This is a genomic window from Paludibaculum fermentans (assembly GCF_015277775.1).
GTDB lineage: Bacteria > Acidobacteriota > Terriglobia > Bryobacterales > Bryobacteraceae > Paludibaculum > Paludibaculum fermentans.
The window spans coordinates 2,484,943-2,503,158 of the sequence record NZ_CP063849.1 but is presented as its reverse complement, the minus strand read 5'-3'; the positions used below and the strand labels follow the sequence as shown (position 1 = coordinate 2,503,158).

General features: G+C 62.8%; 13 protein-coding genes and 1 tRNA gene. 5 read left to right on the top strand and 9 right to left on the bottom strand.

The features are described 5' to 3' along the window. Positions 1-11: 11 nt before the first annotated feature. The 5 genes from hscB to IRI77_RS09790 all read right to left on the bottom strand — a co-directional run bounded on the left by hscB (position 12) and on the right by IRI77_RS09790 (position 3,225). Positions 12-677, bottom strand: a complete 666-nt coding sequence (hscB, locus tag IRI77_RS09810) for a Fe-S protein assembly co-chaperone HscB (protein ID WP_194451891.1) — start codon at positions 675-677, stop codon at positions 12-14. Then, entirely contained in the window at positions 653-979 is a 327-nt protein-coding gene (locus IRI77_RS09805) for a HesB/IscA family protein (protein ID WP_228486666.1), read from the bottom strand. Before IRI77_RS09805 ends, hscB begins: the two co-directional genes overlap by 25 nt. Before the next feature lie 63 nt (positions 980-1,042). Beyond that, positions 1,043-1,450, bottom strand: coding sequence for a Fe-S cluster assembly scaffold IscU (gene iscU / locus IRI77_RS09800; RefSeq protein ID WP_194451889.1), 408 nt, complete (start codon positions 1,448-1,450; stop codon positions 1,043-1,045). Positions 1,451-1,516: 66 nt separating this feature from the next. Further along, positions 1,517-2,734, bottom strand: coding sequence for an IscS subfamily cysteine desulfurase (locus IRI77_RS09795; RefSeq protein ID WP_194451888.1), 1,218 nt, complete (start codon positions 2,732-2,734; stop codon positions 1,517-1,519). Positions 2,735-2,754: 20 nt separating this feature from the next. Continuing rightward, on the bottom strand, positions 2,755-3,225 hold the full coding sequence (locus tag IRI77_RS09790) for an RrF2 family transcriptional regulator (RefSeq protein WP_194451887.1): 471 nt from the start codon (positions 3,223-3,225) through the stop codon (positions 2,755-2,757). 276 nt (positions 3,226-3,501) lie between these two features. Here IRI77_RS09790 and IRI77_RS09785 point away from each other — a divergent pair, with 276 nt between their 5' ends. Next, entirely contained in the window at positions 3,502-4,824 is a 1,323-nt protein-coding gene (locus tag IRI77_RS09785; RefSeq protein WP_194451886.1) for a sugar transferase, read from the top strand. Between the two features lie 34 nt (positions 4,825-4,858). Next, a tRNA-Gly gene (locus IRI77_RS09780) sits at positions 4,859-4,933 on the top strand. A gap of 210 nt (positions 4,934-5,143) precedes the next feature. On the opposite strand, the gene IRI77_RS09775 is transcribed toward IRI77_RS09780, so the two are convergent. From IRI77_RS09775 to IRI77_RS09760, 4 genes are all read right to left on the bottom strand, one after another. Then, complete coding sequence (locus IRI77_RS09775) at positions 5,144-8,212, bottom strand: arabinofuranosidase catalytic domain-containing protein (RefSeq protein ID WP_194451885.1); 3,069 nt, start codon at positions 8,210-8,212, stop codon at positions 5,144-5,146. A gap of 47 nt (positions 8,213-8,259) precedes the next feature. Beyond that, on the bottom strand, positions 8,260-11,655 hold the full coding sequence (locus IRI77_RS09770; RefSeq protein ID WP_228486664.1) for an arabinofuranosidase catalytic domain-containing protein: 3,396 nt from the start codon (positions 11,653-11,655) through the stop codon (positions 8,260-8,262). 149 nt (positions 11,656-11,804) lie between these two features. Continuing rightward, positions 11,805-14,513, bottom strand: coding sequence for a twin-arginine translocation signal domain-containing protein (locus IRI77_RS09765; RefSeq protein ID WP_194451883.1), 2,709 nt, complete (start codon positions 14,511-14,513; stop codon positions 11,805-11,807). Positions 14,514-14,548: 35 nt separating this feature from the next. After that, positions 14,549-15,577, bottom strand: a complete 1,029-nt coding sequence (locus tag IRI77_RS09760) for a TAXI family TRAP transporter solute-binding subunit (RefSeq protein WP_194451882.1) — start codon at positions 15,575-15,577, stop codon at positions 14,549-14,551. A 395-nt stretch (positions 15,578-15,972) separates the two neighbouring features. On the opposite strand from IRI77_RS09760, the gene IRI77_RS09755 reads away from it, so the two are divergent. From IRI77_RS09755 to IRI77_RS09750, 3 genes are read left to right on the top strand one after another with little or no spacing between them, the layout of a single operon-like run. Further along, entirely contained in the window at positions 15,973-17,472 is a 1,500-nt protein-coding gene (locus tag IRI77_RS09755; protein ID WP_267239376.1) for a glycoside hydrolase family 43 protein, read from the top strand. Further along, positions 17,427-18,002: a fascin domain-containing protein gene (locus IRI77_RS38335; RefSeq protein ID WP_267239375.1), complete on the top strand. Its 576-nt coding sequence runs from the start codon at positions 17,427-17,429 to the stop codon at positions 18,000-18,002. The genes IRI77_RS09755 and IRI77_RS38335 overlap by 46 nt, the downstream gene beginning before the upstream one ends. A gap of 44 nt (positions 18,003-18,046) precedes the next feature. Then, positions 18,047-18,196 carry a hypothetical protein gene (locus IRI77_RS09750; RefSeq protein WP_194451881.1) on the top strand — a complete coding sequence of 50 codons (150 nt, stop codon included), beginning with the start codon at positions 18,047-18,049 and terminating at the stop codon, positions 18,194-18,196. The last annotated feature ends 20 nt before the right edge of the window (positions 18,197-18,216 follow it).

Here is an 18,216-nt window from a genome sequence, read left to right as displayed (position 1 = left end):
GCAGTCCGCCTTCAGGCGTTGCGTGCCGTCAGCAGCTTATCTACTTCGTTGACGAGATTCTTGATGTAGCGCCGGCGGTTCAGAGTCATGCGGATCTCCGCGAGCACGGCGCGGCGCGCTTCATCGCCTTCCTGTACATCGTGCTTCTGGAACTCCGCCTCAAGACCTGCGTCCATCTCAACGAGAATGTCCAGAAACCGTTTGCGGGACTCGTCGAGCTGGGGCAAAACCTCGTCGTCGCCCATGCGCAGCTCGTCCAGCGCCATGTTCAGCTCGAAAACCTCTTCCAGTAGTTCGGGCGGAACATCCTTGGAGCGCTGCTCGCCGATGTCGAAGCCGGCTTCCTTCAATACGTACTCGGCGCGTTGGATGGGATCGCGCAGCACCCGGTAGGCGTCGTTCAGGATGGAGGAGGCTTCGAGCGAGTAGCGTTTTTCCTGCTCGCTGCGGCGTGTATAGCGGTCCGGGTGCAGCAGTCCGCTGAGGGAATAGAACTGCTTCTGCAGTCGTGCCAGATCCACGGACAGCTTCAGCGGCATTCCGAAAAACTCGAAGTAATTCGGCACCGGCGCCTGCAGGCTATTGCAGTAACGGCAGAAGATCGAACCGGCGTCGGGCGTGCCGCAGTGCCAGCAGTTGTGATGGTTGTCCATTACGCCGAGAACGACGACCCGCAACCACAGCTCTTGGTCGCATGGGGATTGTCGAAGGCGAAGCCGGACTGCATCAACGACTCCTTATAGTCCAGGATCATGCCGTCGAGGAACACCATGCTCTTGGGGTCGACGAAGACCTGCACTCCATCGAAGTCGAAGACCTGGTCGGTGGGGCGGGGCTTCGTCTCGAACTTGAACTGGTAGCTGAGGCCGGAGCACCCGCCGCCCAGGACGCCCAGGCGCAAACCACCATCCACGTTCTGCTTGGCGAACGCGCTACGAATCTTTTCAACCGCTTTGGGAGTAACTTGAATCGCGGACATAGAAACTGCCATTTGCGAAATTTGGGGCCGGCGGCCGCTGTGACCGGGGCCCCTCTCCTCAGATTACGCTGTTTGGACCGCGGCCGGGGTGACCGACTTTGCCTTGTAGTCGGTGATCGCTGCCTTGATGGCATCCTCAGCCAGCACGGAACAGTGAATTTTCACGGGCGGCAGGCTCAACTCATTGACAATCAAGGTGTTCTTGATCTGCAGAGCTTCGTCGACCGTCTTGCCCTTGAGCATCTCGGTGGCCAGCGACGAACTGGCGATGGCCGAGCCGCAGCCAAAGGTCTTGAACTTGGCATCTTCGATGACGCCCGTTTCCGGGTTCACCTTGATCTGGAGCTTCATGACGTCGCCGCATTCGGGCGCGCCGACCAGACCGGTACCGACATTGGGGTCCTTCTTGTCGAGGTTGCCCACATTGCGCGGATTGTTGTAGTGATCGAGAACTTTATCGCTGTAAGCCATTTGAGTATCGAAGCCCCTTACCTATTGGATTCTGTACTGCCCCGTCTGGTGACAACCGCGCGCCGATTAATGGGCGCTCCATTCGACTTTGCTGAGATCGATGCCTTCCTTGACCATATCGTAGAGAGGCGACAGTTCGCGCAGCTTGCGAACCACATCGATCACCTTGGCCGCCGTGTAGTCCACTTCCTCTTCCGTCGTGAACCGGCCGATGCCGAAGCGGATGGAGGAGTGGGCTAAATCATCACCAGCGCCCAGGGCTTTGAGCACATAGCTGGGCTCGAGCGTGGCTGAGGTGCAGGCCGAACCGCTGGAGACCGCAATGTCGTTGATGCCCATCAGCAGGCTTTCGCCTTCGACGTAAGCGAAGCTGATGTTCAGGTTGTGCGGCAGACGGTGCTCCATCGTGCCGTTGATATAGGTCTCGTCGAGTTCGGCCATCAGCACGTCCTTCAGCTTGTCGCGCAGGAACGCATGCCGGGCCGACTCCTCCACCATCACATCCTTGCAGATCGCCGCTGCCGCCCCGAAGCCGACAATTCCGGGAACGTTCAGCGTGCCCGAGCGCATGCCGCGTTCGTGGCCGCCGCCATCCATCTGGGCGGTGAGCTGGACGCGCGGGCTCTTGCGGCGCACGTACAGGGCGCCAACACCCTTGGGTCCGTACATTTTGTGCGCGGTAAACGACAGCAGGTCGATGTTGTCCGAGATGACGTTGACCGGGATCTTGCCGACAGCCTGGGTGGCATCGGTGTGGAAAAGGACGCCCTTTTCCTTGCAGATCTTGCCAATCGCCTGGATGTCCTGGATCGTGCCGATCTCGTTGTTGCCGTACATGATGCTCACCAGGATCGTTTTGTCCGTGATGGCTTCACGCAGTTGGTCCAGATCGACAAGGCCGTTCGTCTGCACGGGCAGGTAAGTCACCCGCGCGCCGTGCTTTTCCAGCCGTTTACAGGTATCGAGGATCGCCTTATGCTCAGTGGCCGCGGTGATAATGTGGTTGCCCTTCTGGGCATACATCTCCGCCACGCCTTTGATGGCCAGATTGTTCGATTCCGTGGCCCCGCTGGTGAAGACGATCTCCTTCGAGTTCGCCCCGATCACATCGGCCAGCTGTTTGCGCGCATGTTCCACGGCCTCCTCGGCCACCCACCCAAACGAGTGGTTGCGGCTGGCTGCGTTGCCAAAGCTGTCGAGGAAGTATGGCATCATCGCCTCCAGGACCTTGGGGTCCATGGGGGTGGTAGCGTGATTGTCCAGGTAAATCGGGAATTTGAGCATCGAAAGCGTTTCCTTAGTTCCTAACTGGCCAGTACGGGCAGGGAGAGGACCCCGGTCTTGACGGCACGCGCCGATTGGGGCGGTTCTTCGTCAGCCGACAGGTCTGTAATGCTGATGCTGTCGAGCAGGCGAAGGATTCCTTCATGCACTCGGCGAAGTGGTTCCCGCACAGTACATTGATCGGAAAGATCGCACTCCCCGTGCTCTGTGAAGCACGTGGTTAAAATGATGGGACCGTCAATCGCCCGGATCACTTCCAGGGCAGTGATCGTTGAAGGATCCCGGGAAAGACGGTAGCCGCCGTTCGTTCCCTGTTCGGAGATGAGGAATCCCTCACGGACGAGCTTCTGAAGTACCTTTGAGAGTACCGGAACGGGGATCCGGAAGGCTTCCGCCAGTTCCTTGGCGCTGGCCGAGCGGTTCCGGCCGTGTACAGCCAGGTGACGCAGGCTGATCAGCCCGTAGTCCGCTTTCTTGGTCAGCTTCAGCATGGGTGAGTATCTCGGACTAATTCAGTCCCACATCCAAAGTACCACCCGCAACTGAGCTCGTCAACCGCAAAGAGGCGTGATTCTTCATGCACTTAAACCAGGACTGAAAAGGTCCTTGATCCAACGGGTTATAGACCCAAGTGACATCTCTTGGCAAGGGCATACATGGTAGACTTACTATCTGCTGATACAGGTGAAAGCCCACGGATGATCCGGATTTTCAAAGTTTTCATTCCAGCCTCCGTCGTTGGATTGCTCCTATCGGAGACCTTGTTAGTGTTTGCCTGCTACATCGGCGCGTATGCACTGGTCGGGCCCGACAGTCTGGACATCTTCCTGTTCTACGACGGCGGCATGGAGCGAGTGCTTTTTGTTGTCGCCAGCGTCCTCCTCGGCGTGTACCTGAACGATCTCTACTCCGAACTGCGGGTGATCTCCAGGCTTCGCCTCGTCCAGCAGTACTGCCTGGTCTTGGGCATGGCTTTTCTCGCGCAGTCCTTGGCCAGCTACGTTTCCAAGGACATGGTGCTGGGCCGCTGGCACATGATGGTCGGCAGCGGCCTGGCCCTGGCGATATTGCCCGCGTGGCGCTTCGCCTACGACCTGCTCTTTATACGCAGCCACAACCGCCAGCGCATCCTCTTCCTGGGTGCCAACAATCTGGTGAAGGCGATCGTGAAAACTATCCACGAGAAGCCGCAGTTTGGGATGAGCTGTGTGGGCTACCTCTCGGATGTTCAGGCCGAGGAGGAGTTCACCCGGCAAGTGCCGTATTTGGGTCAGGTCTGCGATCTCCTCCCGATCTACGAGGAACACAAGCCTTCCATGATCGTCGTGGGCCTGCCGGAGCAGCGCGACCGGATGCCGCTGCAAGAGTTGCTCGACCTGCGCGTGGCCGGTGTTCCGGTGGAAGATTCCAGCTATCTGTATGAGACGATGCTGTGGCGCGTTTCCCTGGAAGCTCTCCGTCCATCCCAGTTGCTCTTTTCGAACTCGATCGGCCCCAATGCTCGCAACCTGGCCATCCAGCGGCTTTACTCGACCGTGATTTCCCTGATCGGGCTATTGATCGCCTTGCCGGTGATGGCGATCGTCTGGGTGCTGGTGCGTGTGACTTCCCCGGGCAAGGCGCTCTACAGCCAACGGCGGGTCGGGATCAACGGCAAGGAATTCTTCGTCTACAAGTTCCGCTCAATGTACATCGATGCGGAAGCGCGCACCGGCGCCGTCTGGGCGCAGAAGAACGATCCGCGTGTGACGCCGCTGGGCTACTGGCTGCGCAAACTGCGCCTGGATGAACTGCCGCAGTTCTTCAACGTGATCCGTGGTGACATGGCGATTGTGGGCCCCAGGCCGGAACGGCCGGAGTTCGTGAAAGTCCTCAGCGAGAAGATCCCGTTCTACAACCAGAGGCATGCGATACTGCCCGGGATTACCGGTTGGGCGCAGATCAACCACAAGTATGGCGATACGGTGGAAGACACGATTACCAAGCTGGAGTACGACCTCTACTATTTGAAGCACCTGAGCCTGTCCCTGGACATGTACATCATCTTCCACACGGCGAAAGTGATGCTGCTGAGCAAAGGCTCTCAGTAGTAGAATAGAAGTGGACCGGCCAGTACACTCCTGAGCGGGAGTAACTCAAGGGTAGAGTCACAGCCTTCCAAGCTGTTGGTTGCGAGTTCGAGTCTCGTCTCCCGCTCCATCAAATCAACAACTTATCGACAGCGTGCCGTGCGTTCGCTTCATCCACACGGCAATATGAACCGCGGGTTCCAGCCTGTTGCCACCACGCCCGTGGCACTCACTAAAGATTGAACCGATGGGGTAGCTGCGCGCTGCAGCGCAGCGGGATCTGCCTGGGTCCGCAGGCACCTTCGAGATAGCAACGATAGCCTGAACACTCGATCAGGATCTAGAACTGATTCGGCGCGCCCGGCGTGGGCACACCGCTGACGATCTGCGTACCGCCGGCATGCGTCATGGTCAAGGGAGCGGTCAAGCTGATGCCGGTGCCGGAAACCTGTGCTCCGGCAGTGTGCGCCAACGTGAGCGGCACGCTGACGGTGATGGCGCCGCCCCCTCTCCCGAAAGTGGTGGAGACGATCACCGCCGTCTCCTGTTTTGCGCCGCTATCGATGGTAATGGCTTGTCCGGCGCTGAAACCCATCCCGCCAGCTACGGGAAGCACGGTAGCGCCCGCACTGGTGTCGGTTCGCACGGTGGAGGCCCCCGCCGTGCCCACGGTCGCGATGACCGCGGTTTCGAGGTTTGCCCCGGTATCAATCAGGATCTTCTGGCCCGGGGCAAAGCCGGTTACGTTGCCGGTTTTGATGTTGGTCGCGCCTGCGGACGCGCCTAGCGGCAGGAAAGCGGCGGCCTGGGTCTGGAAATCGGTGCAGTTGCTATCGGCGTCGGCGCCATTCGGGAACCGGCCCCTGCTGCGACCCGCTCCGCCGGCTGGGGCCGGCACCACCACGATGCAGCCGCCCTTGCCCTGATCGCCCTCGATCGTGGCCAGTTCCGGGCTGGTGATGGTCCCATTGCCACTGGAACTGCTTTGCTGGGATCCGTATACCATTGCGTCGACCACTGAGCCTGCAGCATCCAGGAGGGCGATGGAACCGGCCTTGGCCGAGAGGGTGCCCCCGAACCATTGATTGGGCGCCGGTGGACCCTGGTAGCCCGCCGTCGCGGCCTGGGCATTCACCACGGCCGCGCCGTATTCGTGGCTCCTGGTGAGCGGGCGGTCGAGCGTCAGGCCGCTGCCCAGCGCCTGGACTGCGTCGCCGCTGAGGTGCGGCAATCTGGTGGCCGGGGTGAAACTGATGCCTGTCCCCACGTCCGAGACGTCAACGCCGGACATGTGGTCGAACTTGAGCGGGGCGGCCAGGTCGATGCCTTTCTCGCTGGCTCCGCTGGCTCCGGCGCTCTGCACGGTGGCCGTCTCCTTGCGAACTCCGGTGCCGATCGTCAAGGTGTCACCGGGCGTCATGTTCTCGCTGGCGGCTACTTTGATGTTGGTGGCGCCTGCCGCCGAGGCGGCTGCCAGTGTTGTTTGCGTGGCCGCCTTGCCAACGGCTGTGACCGTCGCCAGTTCGTAGTTGCCGCCGATGTCGATGCCGAGCTTTTCGCCCACGGCGAAGCCGGCCGCGTTCGTTACGGGCAGGTTTGTGGATCCGGCCGGTATCGTGAGCCAAGGGCCGGTGGACACAGGCTCGAACACTGTGGTCAACGCCGCCGCGGCAGTTCCAATACTGGCGACGGTGCGCGTTTCGCCGTCGATGCCGACCTTATCTCCTGGCGCCAGGCCGGTGATGCTCCTCACGTGAACGGCCGTCGCGCCCGGGGCGGCGGGCGCGGCCAGTCCGGAACCGGAGAGACCCAGGAGATAGTAGGCTCCGCTCGCGAGATTCGTGCCTGCTGGGATTGTTGCCAGCCTGACTGGCGCCCACTGGCTCTGCGTGTTCACCAGGGTCCAGTTCGAAAGGTCGGCGGCACTGGAGCCGGCGTTGTATAGCTCGATGAACTGGTCGGTCGGGTTGGTGGTGGTACCCAGGCGGACCTCGTTGATCTTTACCGGCAGAACATTCCGCACTCTCGTGGGGATCGTGTCGAACTGCTTCCGGCCGGCCGTTGGAATCGACCACTCAGCCTTGCCGGTGAGGAAGCCGGCGCCGGTCTTCGACGGCGAGGTGACTTGGAACGCCGCGCTCACACTGGCGCCCGGCGCCACCGGCGCGTCGAATGTTTTCGAAACGCTGCCGGAGACACGGGCGGTCCACCCTGCCGGGACCGAGAGGCTTAGCTTGACGCCCGTCACGGGCACCTCGGAGACATTCGTGAACGTCGCGGTGACATTCTGCGTCGATCCCGGAGTAAATGTCGTGACGCGCGACAGCCTCACACGTTGAACGCCATACCGCGCAGCCACGATGTTGGCCTGCACAGCATCCGTGGTGGCTTCTGTTGGATAGCCGGTAGTCATCACTCCTTCGTAGAAGGTGCCGGCCGAGCCGTTGCCGTTGTCTCCGCCAACGCCCAGGAGGATGGCGCCCTGCTTGTGCATCGGGTAATAACTATTGTTGGTTCGCGAACCGGGGCGGATCCCGCTGTAGAAGGTCGTCAACCCACCCTTCTGTGCGTTGCCTCCGCGAAGATCCCACCGGTTGCCGCCGCCGCCGTCGACGACGGCTGTCACGAACCGCCATGAATCGATGGTCGGATCGCCTGAGTTTTGTTTCGCGTTATAGCCGGAGAAGAGGCCGGCCTCCAGGTCGGCCATGATCCAGGGGCCGGGACCGGCGCCGCTGCCCCAGGCCGTGGCGGTGCCGAAGTAGGTGGTCTCCATGGTGCCGGTGCCCACGGCGCGGCCGTTTGTGGAGGAGTTGCCGTAATCGAAGCAGCAGCCGCTGTCGTAATGCGTGCCGTCGATGACGTAGTAGATACCCTCCGGCTCGTCGTTGATGGCAAGGTCCCTGGCATCGTTGTTGCGGAACCCCATGCCCGGCATGATGTAGACGCCGTAGGCCTTATGGCCGCCGATGGTGATGGGCGCCATGTCCGCGACCGGCTGAGTATCGAAGCCACCTTTCGCCGGGCCTGGAAACAAAGGCCCCGGAGGCGACTGCAGCAGGTGGTTGCCTTTGCCGGACTGGTCGTAGATCCGGTTGATGACGCAAAGCGTATTGGCGCAGAACGCGTCCTGCGCGGCTGCGTCAGCGACCCCACCGGCGTCCGGTACCGGCGATGCGGTGGGAGGGACAACTCCAATGTCCAGCGTCTTGCCGTCAGATGCGCGTTTCACCTGGTAAAGCGGGCCTTTGTAGGCGCCGTACAGCGCGCGCGTGGTGCTGTGGGCGGCCACGCAGGGAGTGCCCGCCGCGCCATAGATGTCACACGGGCCCTTTTGGCGCGGAGGAGTGGCCCCTGCCAGCGTCAGGGCCAGCGCAGGTAAAAGCACAGCGAGGATTCTGATCTTCATACCGGTTTCAACTCTCGATCGACTTCTCATGCATTCTTTGTCACCCGCTACTTCGACCGGACGTATTGGTTGGGCGCGCCTGGAGTGGGCAGGCTTCTGGCCACCTGGGTCCCGCCGGAATGCGCTTTGGTCAACGGGGCGGCCAGCGTGATGCCGGTGCCGGTGACGGGTGACCCGGCGGCGTGCGCGGACTTCAGCGGCGCCGCCACGGTGATGGAGGAGTTCCTGAACCCGAATGTGACGGACGCGACGACGGCCGTTTCGCGGTTTGCTCCGTCGTCGATCAGGATAGTCTGTCCGGCTGTGAAGCCCATCACGCCATTCACCGGGATCACGGTTGCGCCCGGGTTGGTGGCCGTCCCCGCTGTTGTTGCCCCGGCTGTACCGACCGTTTCGATCACCGCATTCTCAAGTTCGCCACCGGCGTCGATCAGAACCGTCTGGCCGGCTTTGAAGTCTGCCACGCTGGCCACTTTGATGTTGTTTGAGCCGGCGGCCGACGCGGCCGACAGGGTGGTGGCTGGCTGCAGCAGGAAATCGGTGCAGTTGCTGTCGGTATCGGCGCCGTCCGGGAAGCGGCCCGCGCTCCGGTTCGTCGCCCCCGACGCCGCCGCGGCCGGGCCGACGCCGCGCGCAAAGCCAGGTGCCGGCACCAGGCAGCCGCCCTGTCCTGAGCCAGAGATGCCATGATAGCCCTCAGAGGCCCACGGATCGACCGGCAGGCCGTAGTTGAGGCTGTCGACGACCAGGCCGGCGGCATCGCGCAGCACCATGTTGCCGGCGCTGGGGGAGAGGGCCGGCCCGCCGAACCATTGATTGGGGGCCGGTGTGTCCTGATACCCCGCAGTGGTGACCGCGGCGTCCCGCACGGGCGCGTTGATATCGTGCTCTTTGGCCAGAGGCTTGTCGAGCGTGATGCCCGTGCCCAATGGCTGGACCGGTTCGTTGCTGGAGTGCGCAAAGACGGTTGCAGGCTGGAAGGTGATACCCGTGCCCCGGACGCTGAAGGGCATGTTACCCGCATGGGGGAAGCGCAGTGGAGCGGATAGATCCAGGCCCGTGCCCTGGGCGATCGCCTCCTCGTGGTTGAGGTGCGGCCTGGTGAGGGCGGGAGTGAAGTAGACGTTGGCGCCGATCGCGCTGATCGTCACTGTCTCCTGGTTCGCGGGCGTACCGACGGTCAACTTGTCGCCCACCGTGAAGCCGTTTACGCTGCGGACCTTGATGTTGGTCGCGCCAGTGCCCACATTCGCCGTCAGCGCACTACGGCTGGCCTGGGTGCCAACACGAGTTACTGTAACTGTCTCGATTCCATGGCCTACGCTGTCGATGTCGAGCCGGATCTTGTCTCCAGCCGAGATGTTGGCAACCGAGGTCACCTTGATGTTGGTCGCGCCGGCGGGCGCGTCCACGCCCAGGAAGGCCTGCGTGCCCGGCTTGCCCACGGCGGTGACGGTGGCCACTTCATACTTCTCCACGCCCCTTGCGACGGTGGGATAGGTGGCGCCGTAGCCGATAGCGATCTTCTGGCCGACCTCGAACCCCGACACGCTGGTGACGGGTACGTTGGTCGATCCGGCAGGGATCGTGATTACCATCCCGTCGGGCAATGGCTGCCACAATGTTGTGCTGTTGCCCGCCGCCGTCCCCACGCTCGCAATCTTGCGCGTCTCCAGCTTGGAGCCCGTGTCGATCTCGATCGTGCCGCCGGCCGACATGCCGGTTGTGCTCCTGACATACAGGGTGCTGTCACCGGTGCGCGCGGGCACCGCCAGTCCCGAATTCGCGAGTCCCAGCAGATAGAAGCCGCCCGGAGCGAGCTTTGTCCCGGCGGGGATCTTCACCGATGAGAAGATCGCCTGCTGGGTCTGGTGCTGGGTCAGGCTCCAGTTGGAGAGGTCCACCGCGCTGGCCCCGGCATTGTAAAGCTCGATAAACGAGTTCGTTGAATTGGAAGGATTGCCTGCACTGACGCGGAACTCATTGATCTTGACGGGATTGACGTTCCGCACCTTCTCCACCGTTGTCTCCGAATGCCTCGTGCCGCCCGGGGCTGTCCAGGACGCATTGCCTACCAGGTCGCCGTTGAGGGCCGCTGGTCCTGAGGTGACCTTGAAGGTCGCATTCACGCTCGCGCCGGGGGCCACTGTCTCAGGAATCGTCACCGACGCAGTCTTGGAGCCAACTGCCATGGCGGTCCACTGTTTGGGCACGGAGATACTCAGCTTCACGCCCGTCGCCGGCGCTCCTGTCGTGTTTGTGAATGTCAGGGTGGTGTCCTGTGAGGATCGCGGGGCGAAGGTCTGAACTCCGGGCGGTGTAGCTGTGGCGGCCGCCGGCGCCAGGCTCAGCCGCTGCACATCGTATTTCGCGGCCACTACGTTGGCCTGCACCAATTGGTCAGTGGCGTCTGAAGGGAATGTGCCCGCGGCCGTCATCGCGCCTTCGTAGAAGGTGCCCTGCGAGCCAACGCTGTTGTCGCCGCCATTGCCCAGCAGGATGGCGCCCTGCTTGCGCATCGGGTCGTAAGTGACGTCAATGCGCGGTCCGTCGAACATGACTGACAACGGACCCCGCTGCGCGTCGCCGCCCATGGACGTCCAATGGTGCGGCTCCCCTTTGGCGATCGCGGTGACAAACCGCCACGTGATGCTCGGCAGGTTCGTACAGAGCTTGGATTCATCCGGATTCACGCAGCCCACCAGGTTGTTCTCCTGGTCGGTCATGATCCAGGGGCCGTTGCCGGTGCCCCGGTACCAGGGCGTGGCGTTGCCGTAGTAGGTGGTCTCCATGGTGCCGTTGCCGTCGTCACGGCTGTCCGTCTCGGCATTGCCGTAATCAAAGCAGCACCCGGAGTTGTAGTGGTGGCCGTTGATCACCCAGTACTGTCCCTCCGCCTGGTCGTCCACGGCAGTGCCCTTCGCATCGTTCAGACGGATGCCCATGCCCGGCGCGATGAAGATGCCGTAGACCTTGTGGCCCATCAGAGTGACCGGCGCCATATCCGCCACCGGGAGGTTGTTGAAGCCGCCCATGGCCGGACCGCTGAAGCCGCCGCGCGGCGCCTGGATCAGGTGGTTTCCCTTGGGCGACTGGTCATAGAGGATGCTGACCCAGCAGTGCGTGTTCGCGCAGAAGGCGTCCTGCGCGGCCGCATTGGCATAGCCGCCCGCGTCCGTGACCGGCAGCGCACTGGGTTGGACCACGCCGATGTCCAACGTCTTGCCATCGGACTGGCGCAGGACCTGGTAGAGCGGTCCATTGTAGGCGGCATACAGCGCGCGCGTACTGCTGTGGGCGGCCACGCAGGGGGCGCCCGCGGCGGCGTAGACGTCGCACGGGCCTTGCGGACGCGGCGGTGCTGCGCCGGCCGCCGTGGCCATCGTCAACGCGGCGCACAGCGTCAGCGCCACGTTGAACATCTGTACAGGTATGGTTCTCATTCTCATGTTTGTCCTAATCGCCCTTGGCCAACTGCCAAAATAAAGCCTTGTCGAACTCCTATAGCCCGGTGATGCCGTGCAGATGGTTGACGGAAATCCAGGGAAGCCTGGTCCGGTGTGCCCCAAGCCCGCGAACGCCCTAAGAATCTCTACTTTGTCCTCGATGTCTCGGCACCTCGCTTCACCGTGAAATACGGTTGCTGGTTCAACTCAGCCCCGAGCCCCGGATATAGCGCGGCGCTGCGTCCCATCCGCCGCACCTCAAAGTAGTACTGAAGCCAGTACTGTGAATTCGTGTAGTCGGCGGGAATCGCCGCTCTCCAGACGCTTTCGCGAACCTCCATGGCCGCCGACACCCAGCGCTCCGCCTGGTTCACGTGCCGGAAGTATATTTGCACCGACGACATTGGGGCGGCCGACGTCAGCGCGATTTCCAGCGGTTCTCCCGCCCGGAACACCGCCCCGGGCGTGTGGATGCACAGTGCCAGGTCACGCCGCGGGCGTCCGGTGGCCTGGGCAATCGCCTGCGCCAGCAATGGGGAACCCTCCGCGGGCCGGGCTCCTTCCAATTTCCGGGCGACCTCCGAAATGTCGGCATCCATGGCGGGCAACCGGTCCATCCAGTGGCCGCGCAACTGACGCAGTTCGCCCACCGTGATGTCCGGAACATAGACGCCCTTGCCGCGCTCGGCCACCGTCGCGAACGCCGCGCGAGCTGCCCGGTACATCCGAAGGCATTGCTCCAACGCGATTCGATCGCCAGTCTGCTCGAAGATTCTGTACAGGACGCCGGCCCGGAACTTGGCGCCGAAGAAACGCCCGAGGCCCACCATGAGGTCGACATCAATGGCGGCACGCCGGTACTCGGGCCGGTCCTTTCCTGACGACAACGCCTGTGCCTGCGCGGCGCTCTTCGCCGCCTCCGCCGCGAAGTCCTCAATCCACTGCGCTACTTCCACAGGCGAGTATTGCCCGCTCACCTCGCCCTTCAGCAGATCGTCCGCATAGTCTTTGATTCGATAGAAAAGTTGCGGGTCCAGCGGGCTGACATTGCCAAAGACCCTGGGCGCCGGGCTGTCCGTGTAGGGTCCGGGCTGTGTGGCATCCACCAGCGATTGGTTCAGATACACCTCTGGCCAGTATGTGTTATTGCCCGCCGACGCGGCGTGAGCCGTGGTCACGATGGGCAGAATGCGGCTTCCATGAGCCAGCGCCGATTCCATCGCTGCCGACCCGGCGCCGAACTGCGCCTTCAGATAACGCTGCCAGACCTCCGGAGATGAATCCGGGTTGTACAGCAGCCGGCCCCAGATACGGTGGCTGTAGACGTACTTCTCCCAGTCCCACCGGGGATTCAAAGACGTGTCGGCATAGGCACAACGTCCGCCCGGCAGACCAGATCCGCGCCGTCCCTTGAACGAGAGCGGCTCCATGATCTCCACACCAGCGCTGCCGCAGAAGCGGAAAGCCCGGGCGTAGGCGGCGGCGGTCACCGGATCGCCCCACAGCAGCAGGCGCTGCGTGCCCGGCCAGATGCGATGCACTACGTCCCACTTCCGGTCTTCGCGGAGCAGGTCGCCATACCCATACCGCAGAAAACTGCGCGATCCGGCGCTGAGCTTCATCAGGCGGCTGGTCTGTGCGTTTGGTTTCGGCCGTTCCAGTTCGCGAATGTCCGCCTGGTGATAGGGCATCCCCAAGTGCTCGCCCCAGTATTTGGGAGAGAGCTTGACAGGCATGCCGGAACCGACCGCGATATCCAGCATTGTCTGGTCCATGCCCTTGGAGTGCATGTCGATCTCAACAGTGCGCCCACACGTGGAAACACCTTCGAAGACCGTCTTCCAGAACTGATAGCTGCCTTCATCCACCCCGCTTTCCCCGTGGACGCGGAACGTCACGCCACTAATGGCAGGGCACGCCTTGAGCAGCGCCCGCACGGCATCGCGGCAATACGGCCCGTGCGTTTCGTGGGTCAGCCCCTCGATGGTGTAGTTCGGATTCGGGCTGTCGATCCATTCGTAGCCGTGCATCCAGAGCCCCAACTGGAATTCCATCCCGCGAGCCACCGTCTGCTCGCTGATGTAGCGCAACATCTCCAGATTGCTGTCGCGTTCCCGCACCGGCAACTGCGGGACGTGTACACGATAGCCTGGGACGTCCAGCAGGAACGGATAAGCGAACAGGAAATAGGCGTCCGTGACCTTGCGAAGAAAGTCGTAGCCGATACCCAGGGCGAGGTGGAAGCGATTGAAGCGCTGGCCGGCGAGCATCGTGAGATAGGGGCCCCACATCGTCCGGTCGTTGAACCAGGGCTTATCCTCAACATCGCTGGTGAAGAGCCGGGTGACGCTGCGGACCTGGTTGGCCGGACGCTCCGCCACCGGCGTGGACACCGCCAGCGCCTCCACCGGATTACTGGAGTATCGCGCGCGATCCGCCAGTTCCAGCACGGCAAAGACGGCGCCGCGCACATCGGTCCCGCATGCGGCCACCACGCTGCGCCCTGACGTACTGCCCGATGCCAGCACCAGCGCCTCCGGCAGGGAGGGAATCGGTACCCGCGCCTCATTCAATACAGCCCGCGCCAGCGCAGCCTGGGCACCGGCCACGGTAATGCAGAAACTCGCTGCCCCCGCATCGGCCAGGTGGGCGCACCGCTGCACGGCCAACCCTCTCTGCTCCAGCGCGACTTGCAGTTCCCCTGCGGCCCATTGCGCCGGTCCCGATGAGCCGATCGGGTCAGCCGGGTCGATTACGATAGAGACGCCCGAGCCGGGCGCCGCCAAACCGGCTCCGGCGGCCGAAAGCCCGGCTGCCTGGAGAAACTTCCGTCTGCTGGATGAGTTGGGCGTCATGTCAATCCTCGAACCACCTGTTGCCGCCGGCCTGGCTACTGCATGTAGCCCTTCTCCCGGTAGTAGCGGGCGGCCCCGGGATGCAGCGGAACTTCATAGCCTTTCCACACCGTGTGCACGTTGTACGAGAAGTTCAGGTGCCGCCATTGCAGCAGTTGCTGTTGTTCGTCCATCGCCTTCGCAACGGCATAGGCGAAGCTCTCCGGCATGTCAGCCCGGCCATAGATCACTGTGCCGGTGCGCACCACGCTGGGCATGGGCCGGTCGATCCCACGATAGAGCCCGGCGGGGATCATGCCGCGCTCCTGTTCGCCGGCCGCCGCAAGTTCAGCCAGCAAACCGTCGGGCAATTGCAGGAAGGTGAGATCGAACTTCTGGCTGATCTCGGTCCAGATTCTCCACTCCGGCGCGGTCGTCATGGGACCGCCGCCTCCAATGACTACGTCGAACTTCTCACGGTCCTCCGCCGTATTGCCAACCCGCCCGCCGGCCTCCTCGATGGCCTGTTTGGATAGGCCGAAATGCGCCAGAATGCGAGTGGAATCGCCGCCAATGCCTGCGATCAGGATGCGCACCGGCCACCGCTTCTGCCTGATCTGCGCAAGGTCCGCAATTCCGGTTTCAGCCTTGGCGGCCACCAGCACATAGCTGGGGTCCTGGATGTTCGCGATCAGCCGCAGGTTGGTACGCGGCTTGTCTTTGGAATACGGCCCCGTTCCCTTGTACGCGTTTCGCAGGAACTGGATCGCGACCGCGCCAAAGTCGATGGCGCCAAGCCCCGGCACATTGCGCGGGGCAAGAATCTCGGGCACGGCGGGATCCGGCTTATACGGCGGCGCCATCCGCGCCTCACTGACGATCCGCGGCGCGTCCACCGCATTGCAGTTGTAGCAGATTTGCACGTCGTAGCCGTACGGCTTCATCGCCGCCTGGACAACCTCCGCCATGGCGCCCCACGGGCACAGCCGGCACGCGCCGCCAAAGACAGGCCTCTTATCCTGGATCCCGGTCTGCCCGGCAGCGAGTAGCGCGGCCGCCAACAGGATTGCCGGCAGCCGCGGCATGACTAGTCCAAATCTGGCCAAGTGATCACCTCTGTTTGCGGGCGCTTCCGGCCCCCTTCGCGATCCTCAACTCGGAGCGAGATTCCCTCGGCTCGCGAGGGTCCTTGATAACGCTTTCACTGCACTCTATTGCATCAGGCATTGGAAGTCAAAGTCGCCTGGCCGTGTTTCTTCGCGTCAGGTTTGACTCTCGAATCCCGCCGCGATAGACTCGCTGCTGTCCATTCCTGCAAGCGCGTGCAGGCACGGTCGCCGGGGCTTCGAAAACTAACCGGAATGGAGCCACGCAAGTCCGGAGAATTTCAGATGATTTCTCGCTCGGCCATCTTCGGGATCGTCGCTGCCATCGTCCCGTTTGGGCGGGCCATCCCGGCCCCTATCCGCTGAAGAGACTCATGACGACTCTATCCTCCAAAGCTGTCTGCCTGACGACTTACGTCATTCTCGCGGCGCTCTGCGCGGCTGTCCCGGCCTCTGCCGAGCCGCCCAAAGCTCTCTCCTGGACCGCCGACAACGGAAACGGAACTTACTCGAATCCCCTGTTCTACGACGAGTTTTCCGATCCCGACATGATTCGCGTCGGCCCGGACTATTACCTCACCGGCACCACGATGCACACCATGCCCGGTTTGCCCATCCTGCACTCTCAGGATCTGGTGAACTGGCGCATCATCGGCTACGCCTTCGACCGCCTCGATCTCGGTCCGGACTTTCGGCTTGAGGACGCCAAAGAGATTTACGGCCAGGGCATCTGGGCGCCCAGCTTCCGCTACCACGACGGGACGTACTACATCTTTGCCAACGTGAACCGCTTTGGGCTGCAGGTTTTCCGCGCCTCTAACCCTCGCGGTCCGTGGAAGCACAACCGCATCCAGCAGGGGCTGCACGACCTCTCTGTTCTGTTTGATGACGATGGCCGGATCTACGCCGTTTACGGGGCCTCGACGATTCGCATCGTTGAGTTGAATGCGGACCTCACCGCCCTGGTGCCGGGCACCGACCGCGTCCTCATCGACAAGAGCCTCGGCATGGGCGAGGGGTCGCACCTCTACAAGCTCAAGGGCAAGTACTACATCGTGAGCGCCATCCCCGGCGCCCACGTGCCGATGAAGTGCGCCCGGGCTGAGACGCTCGCCGGCCCCTGGGAAGTGAAGACGATCAGCGAGAGTGAGAGCCTCGGCATTGGACAGGGCTATCGGCCGAAGAACTTCCGGCGGCCCACGCCGCCGTTCGAAGTCACCCCGCCTGATCCAAGTGAGAACCTCAGTCTCACCCTGCACCAGGGCGGCATCATTGATACCGTCACGGGCGAGTGGTGGGGTTACTCCATGCAGGACCACAACGCCGTGGGCCGCCTGACCTCGCTGTCGCCTGTGACCTGGGTCGACGGTTGGCCCTACTTCGGGCTGCCTGGCAATCTCACCCGCACACCCTCGCTTTGGGTGAAGCCCAATACGGGACGCACCAGCCCCGTCACCGCTCCCTACGATCGCAATGATGCTTTTGCCGGCCCCAAGCTCCAACCTCTCTGGCAGTGGAACCATCTGCCCGACGACTCCAAGTGGTCGCTCACTGAGCGTCCAGGGTTCCTGCGCCTGCACTCGCTGCCAGCGCCGGACTTCTGGTTGGCGCGCAATACCCTCACGCAGCGGGCCATCGGCCCGGAATCCATCGCGACAACGGAACTGGACGCAGCGGGTCTCAAAAACGGCGATTCCGCGGGCCTGGCCCTCCTGAACCTGCCTTACTCCTGGGTCGGCGCCTCGCGCCAGGCAGATCAGCTCACCCTCGGGTTCACTGTGATTTCGACAAGGACACCGCCCGCTTCAGCTACAGCGGGAACGGGAAGGTGTTCACGGACATCGGCCCCGAACTTCCGCTCGCTTTTCAGCTGAAGACATTCCAGGGCGTTCGCTTCGGGCTGTTTCACTACAACGCCTCCGGCGCCGCCGGGGGGCAGGCCGACTTCGATTCCTTCACCGTTGTGGAACCGCGGCCCAGGGGGCTGACCCAGCCGATTCCGGCCGGCCGGTGGATTACGTTCTCTGGCCTTTCGAATGGTCGCGGCTTGGCGGTCGTCGATGGCAAGTTGCTCACTTCGGACGGGGCAGGGAAGGCGAGTGCGTTCCAGGTTGTGGATCGCGGAAGCGGCCGGATTGCGCTTCGAACGGCGCAGGGGCAGTTTGTCTCCGTATCGGGCGCCGGAAAATCCGGCGAGGTCGTATTGAAGCCGGGCATACCAGGCGACGCCGAGACGTTCCAGTGGGTGGACCTGCAGCGGGGCGACACGCTACTGCTGTCTCTGGCGACGCACCGCTATATCGCGGCCCCAAAAGACCCCGGCCCTGTGTCCGCCGATCATCCCGGACCGGCGCCGGACCGCAAGGATGGCTCCTGCTTCACCTGGAAGCCCGCTCAGCGATAGAAACTTTGAACCATGCGTAACGGAAACGCAATTAGGCCGCGAAGATGATGCTGCGATGCCCGGACGTGTTTCTGATCAAGAAGATCCATCCCGGCGCCGCACCCCAGGCTTCTGCCGCCCGCGGCGGCCTGCCGGCTGCGCCGTTTCGTACCGACACCTGGCCCGGAATCACCCAGGGCCCTGCCGCTCACTGATACACAAGAGGTTTTCCACG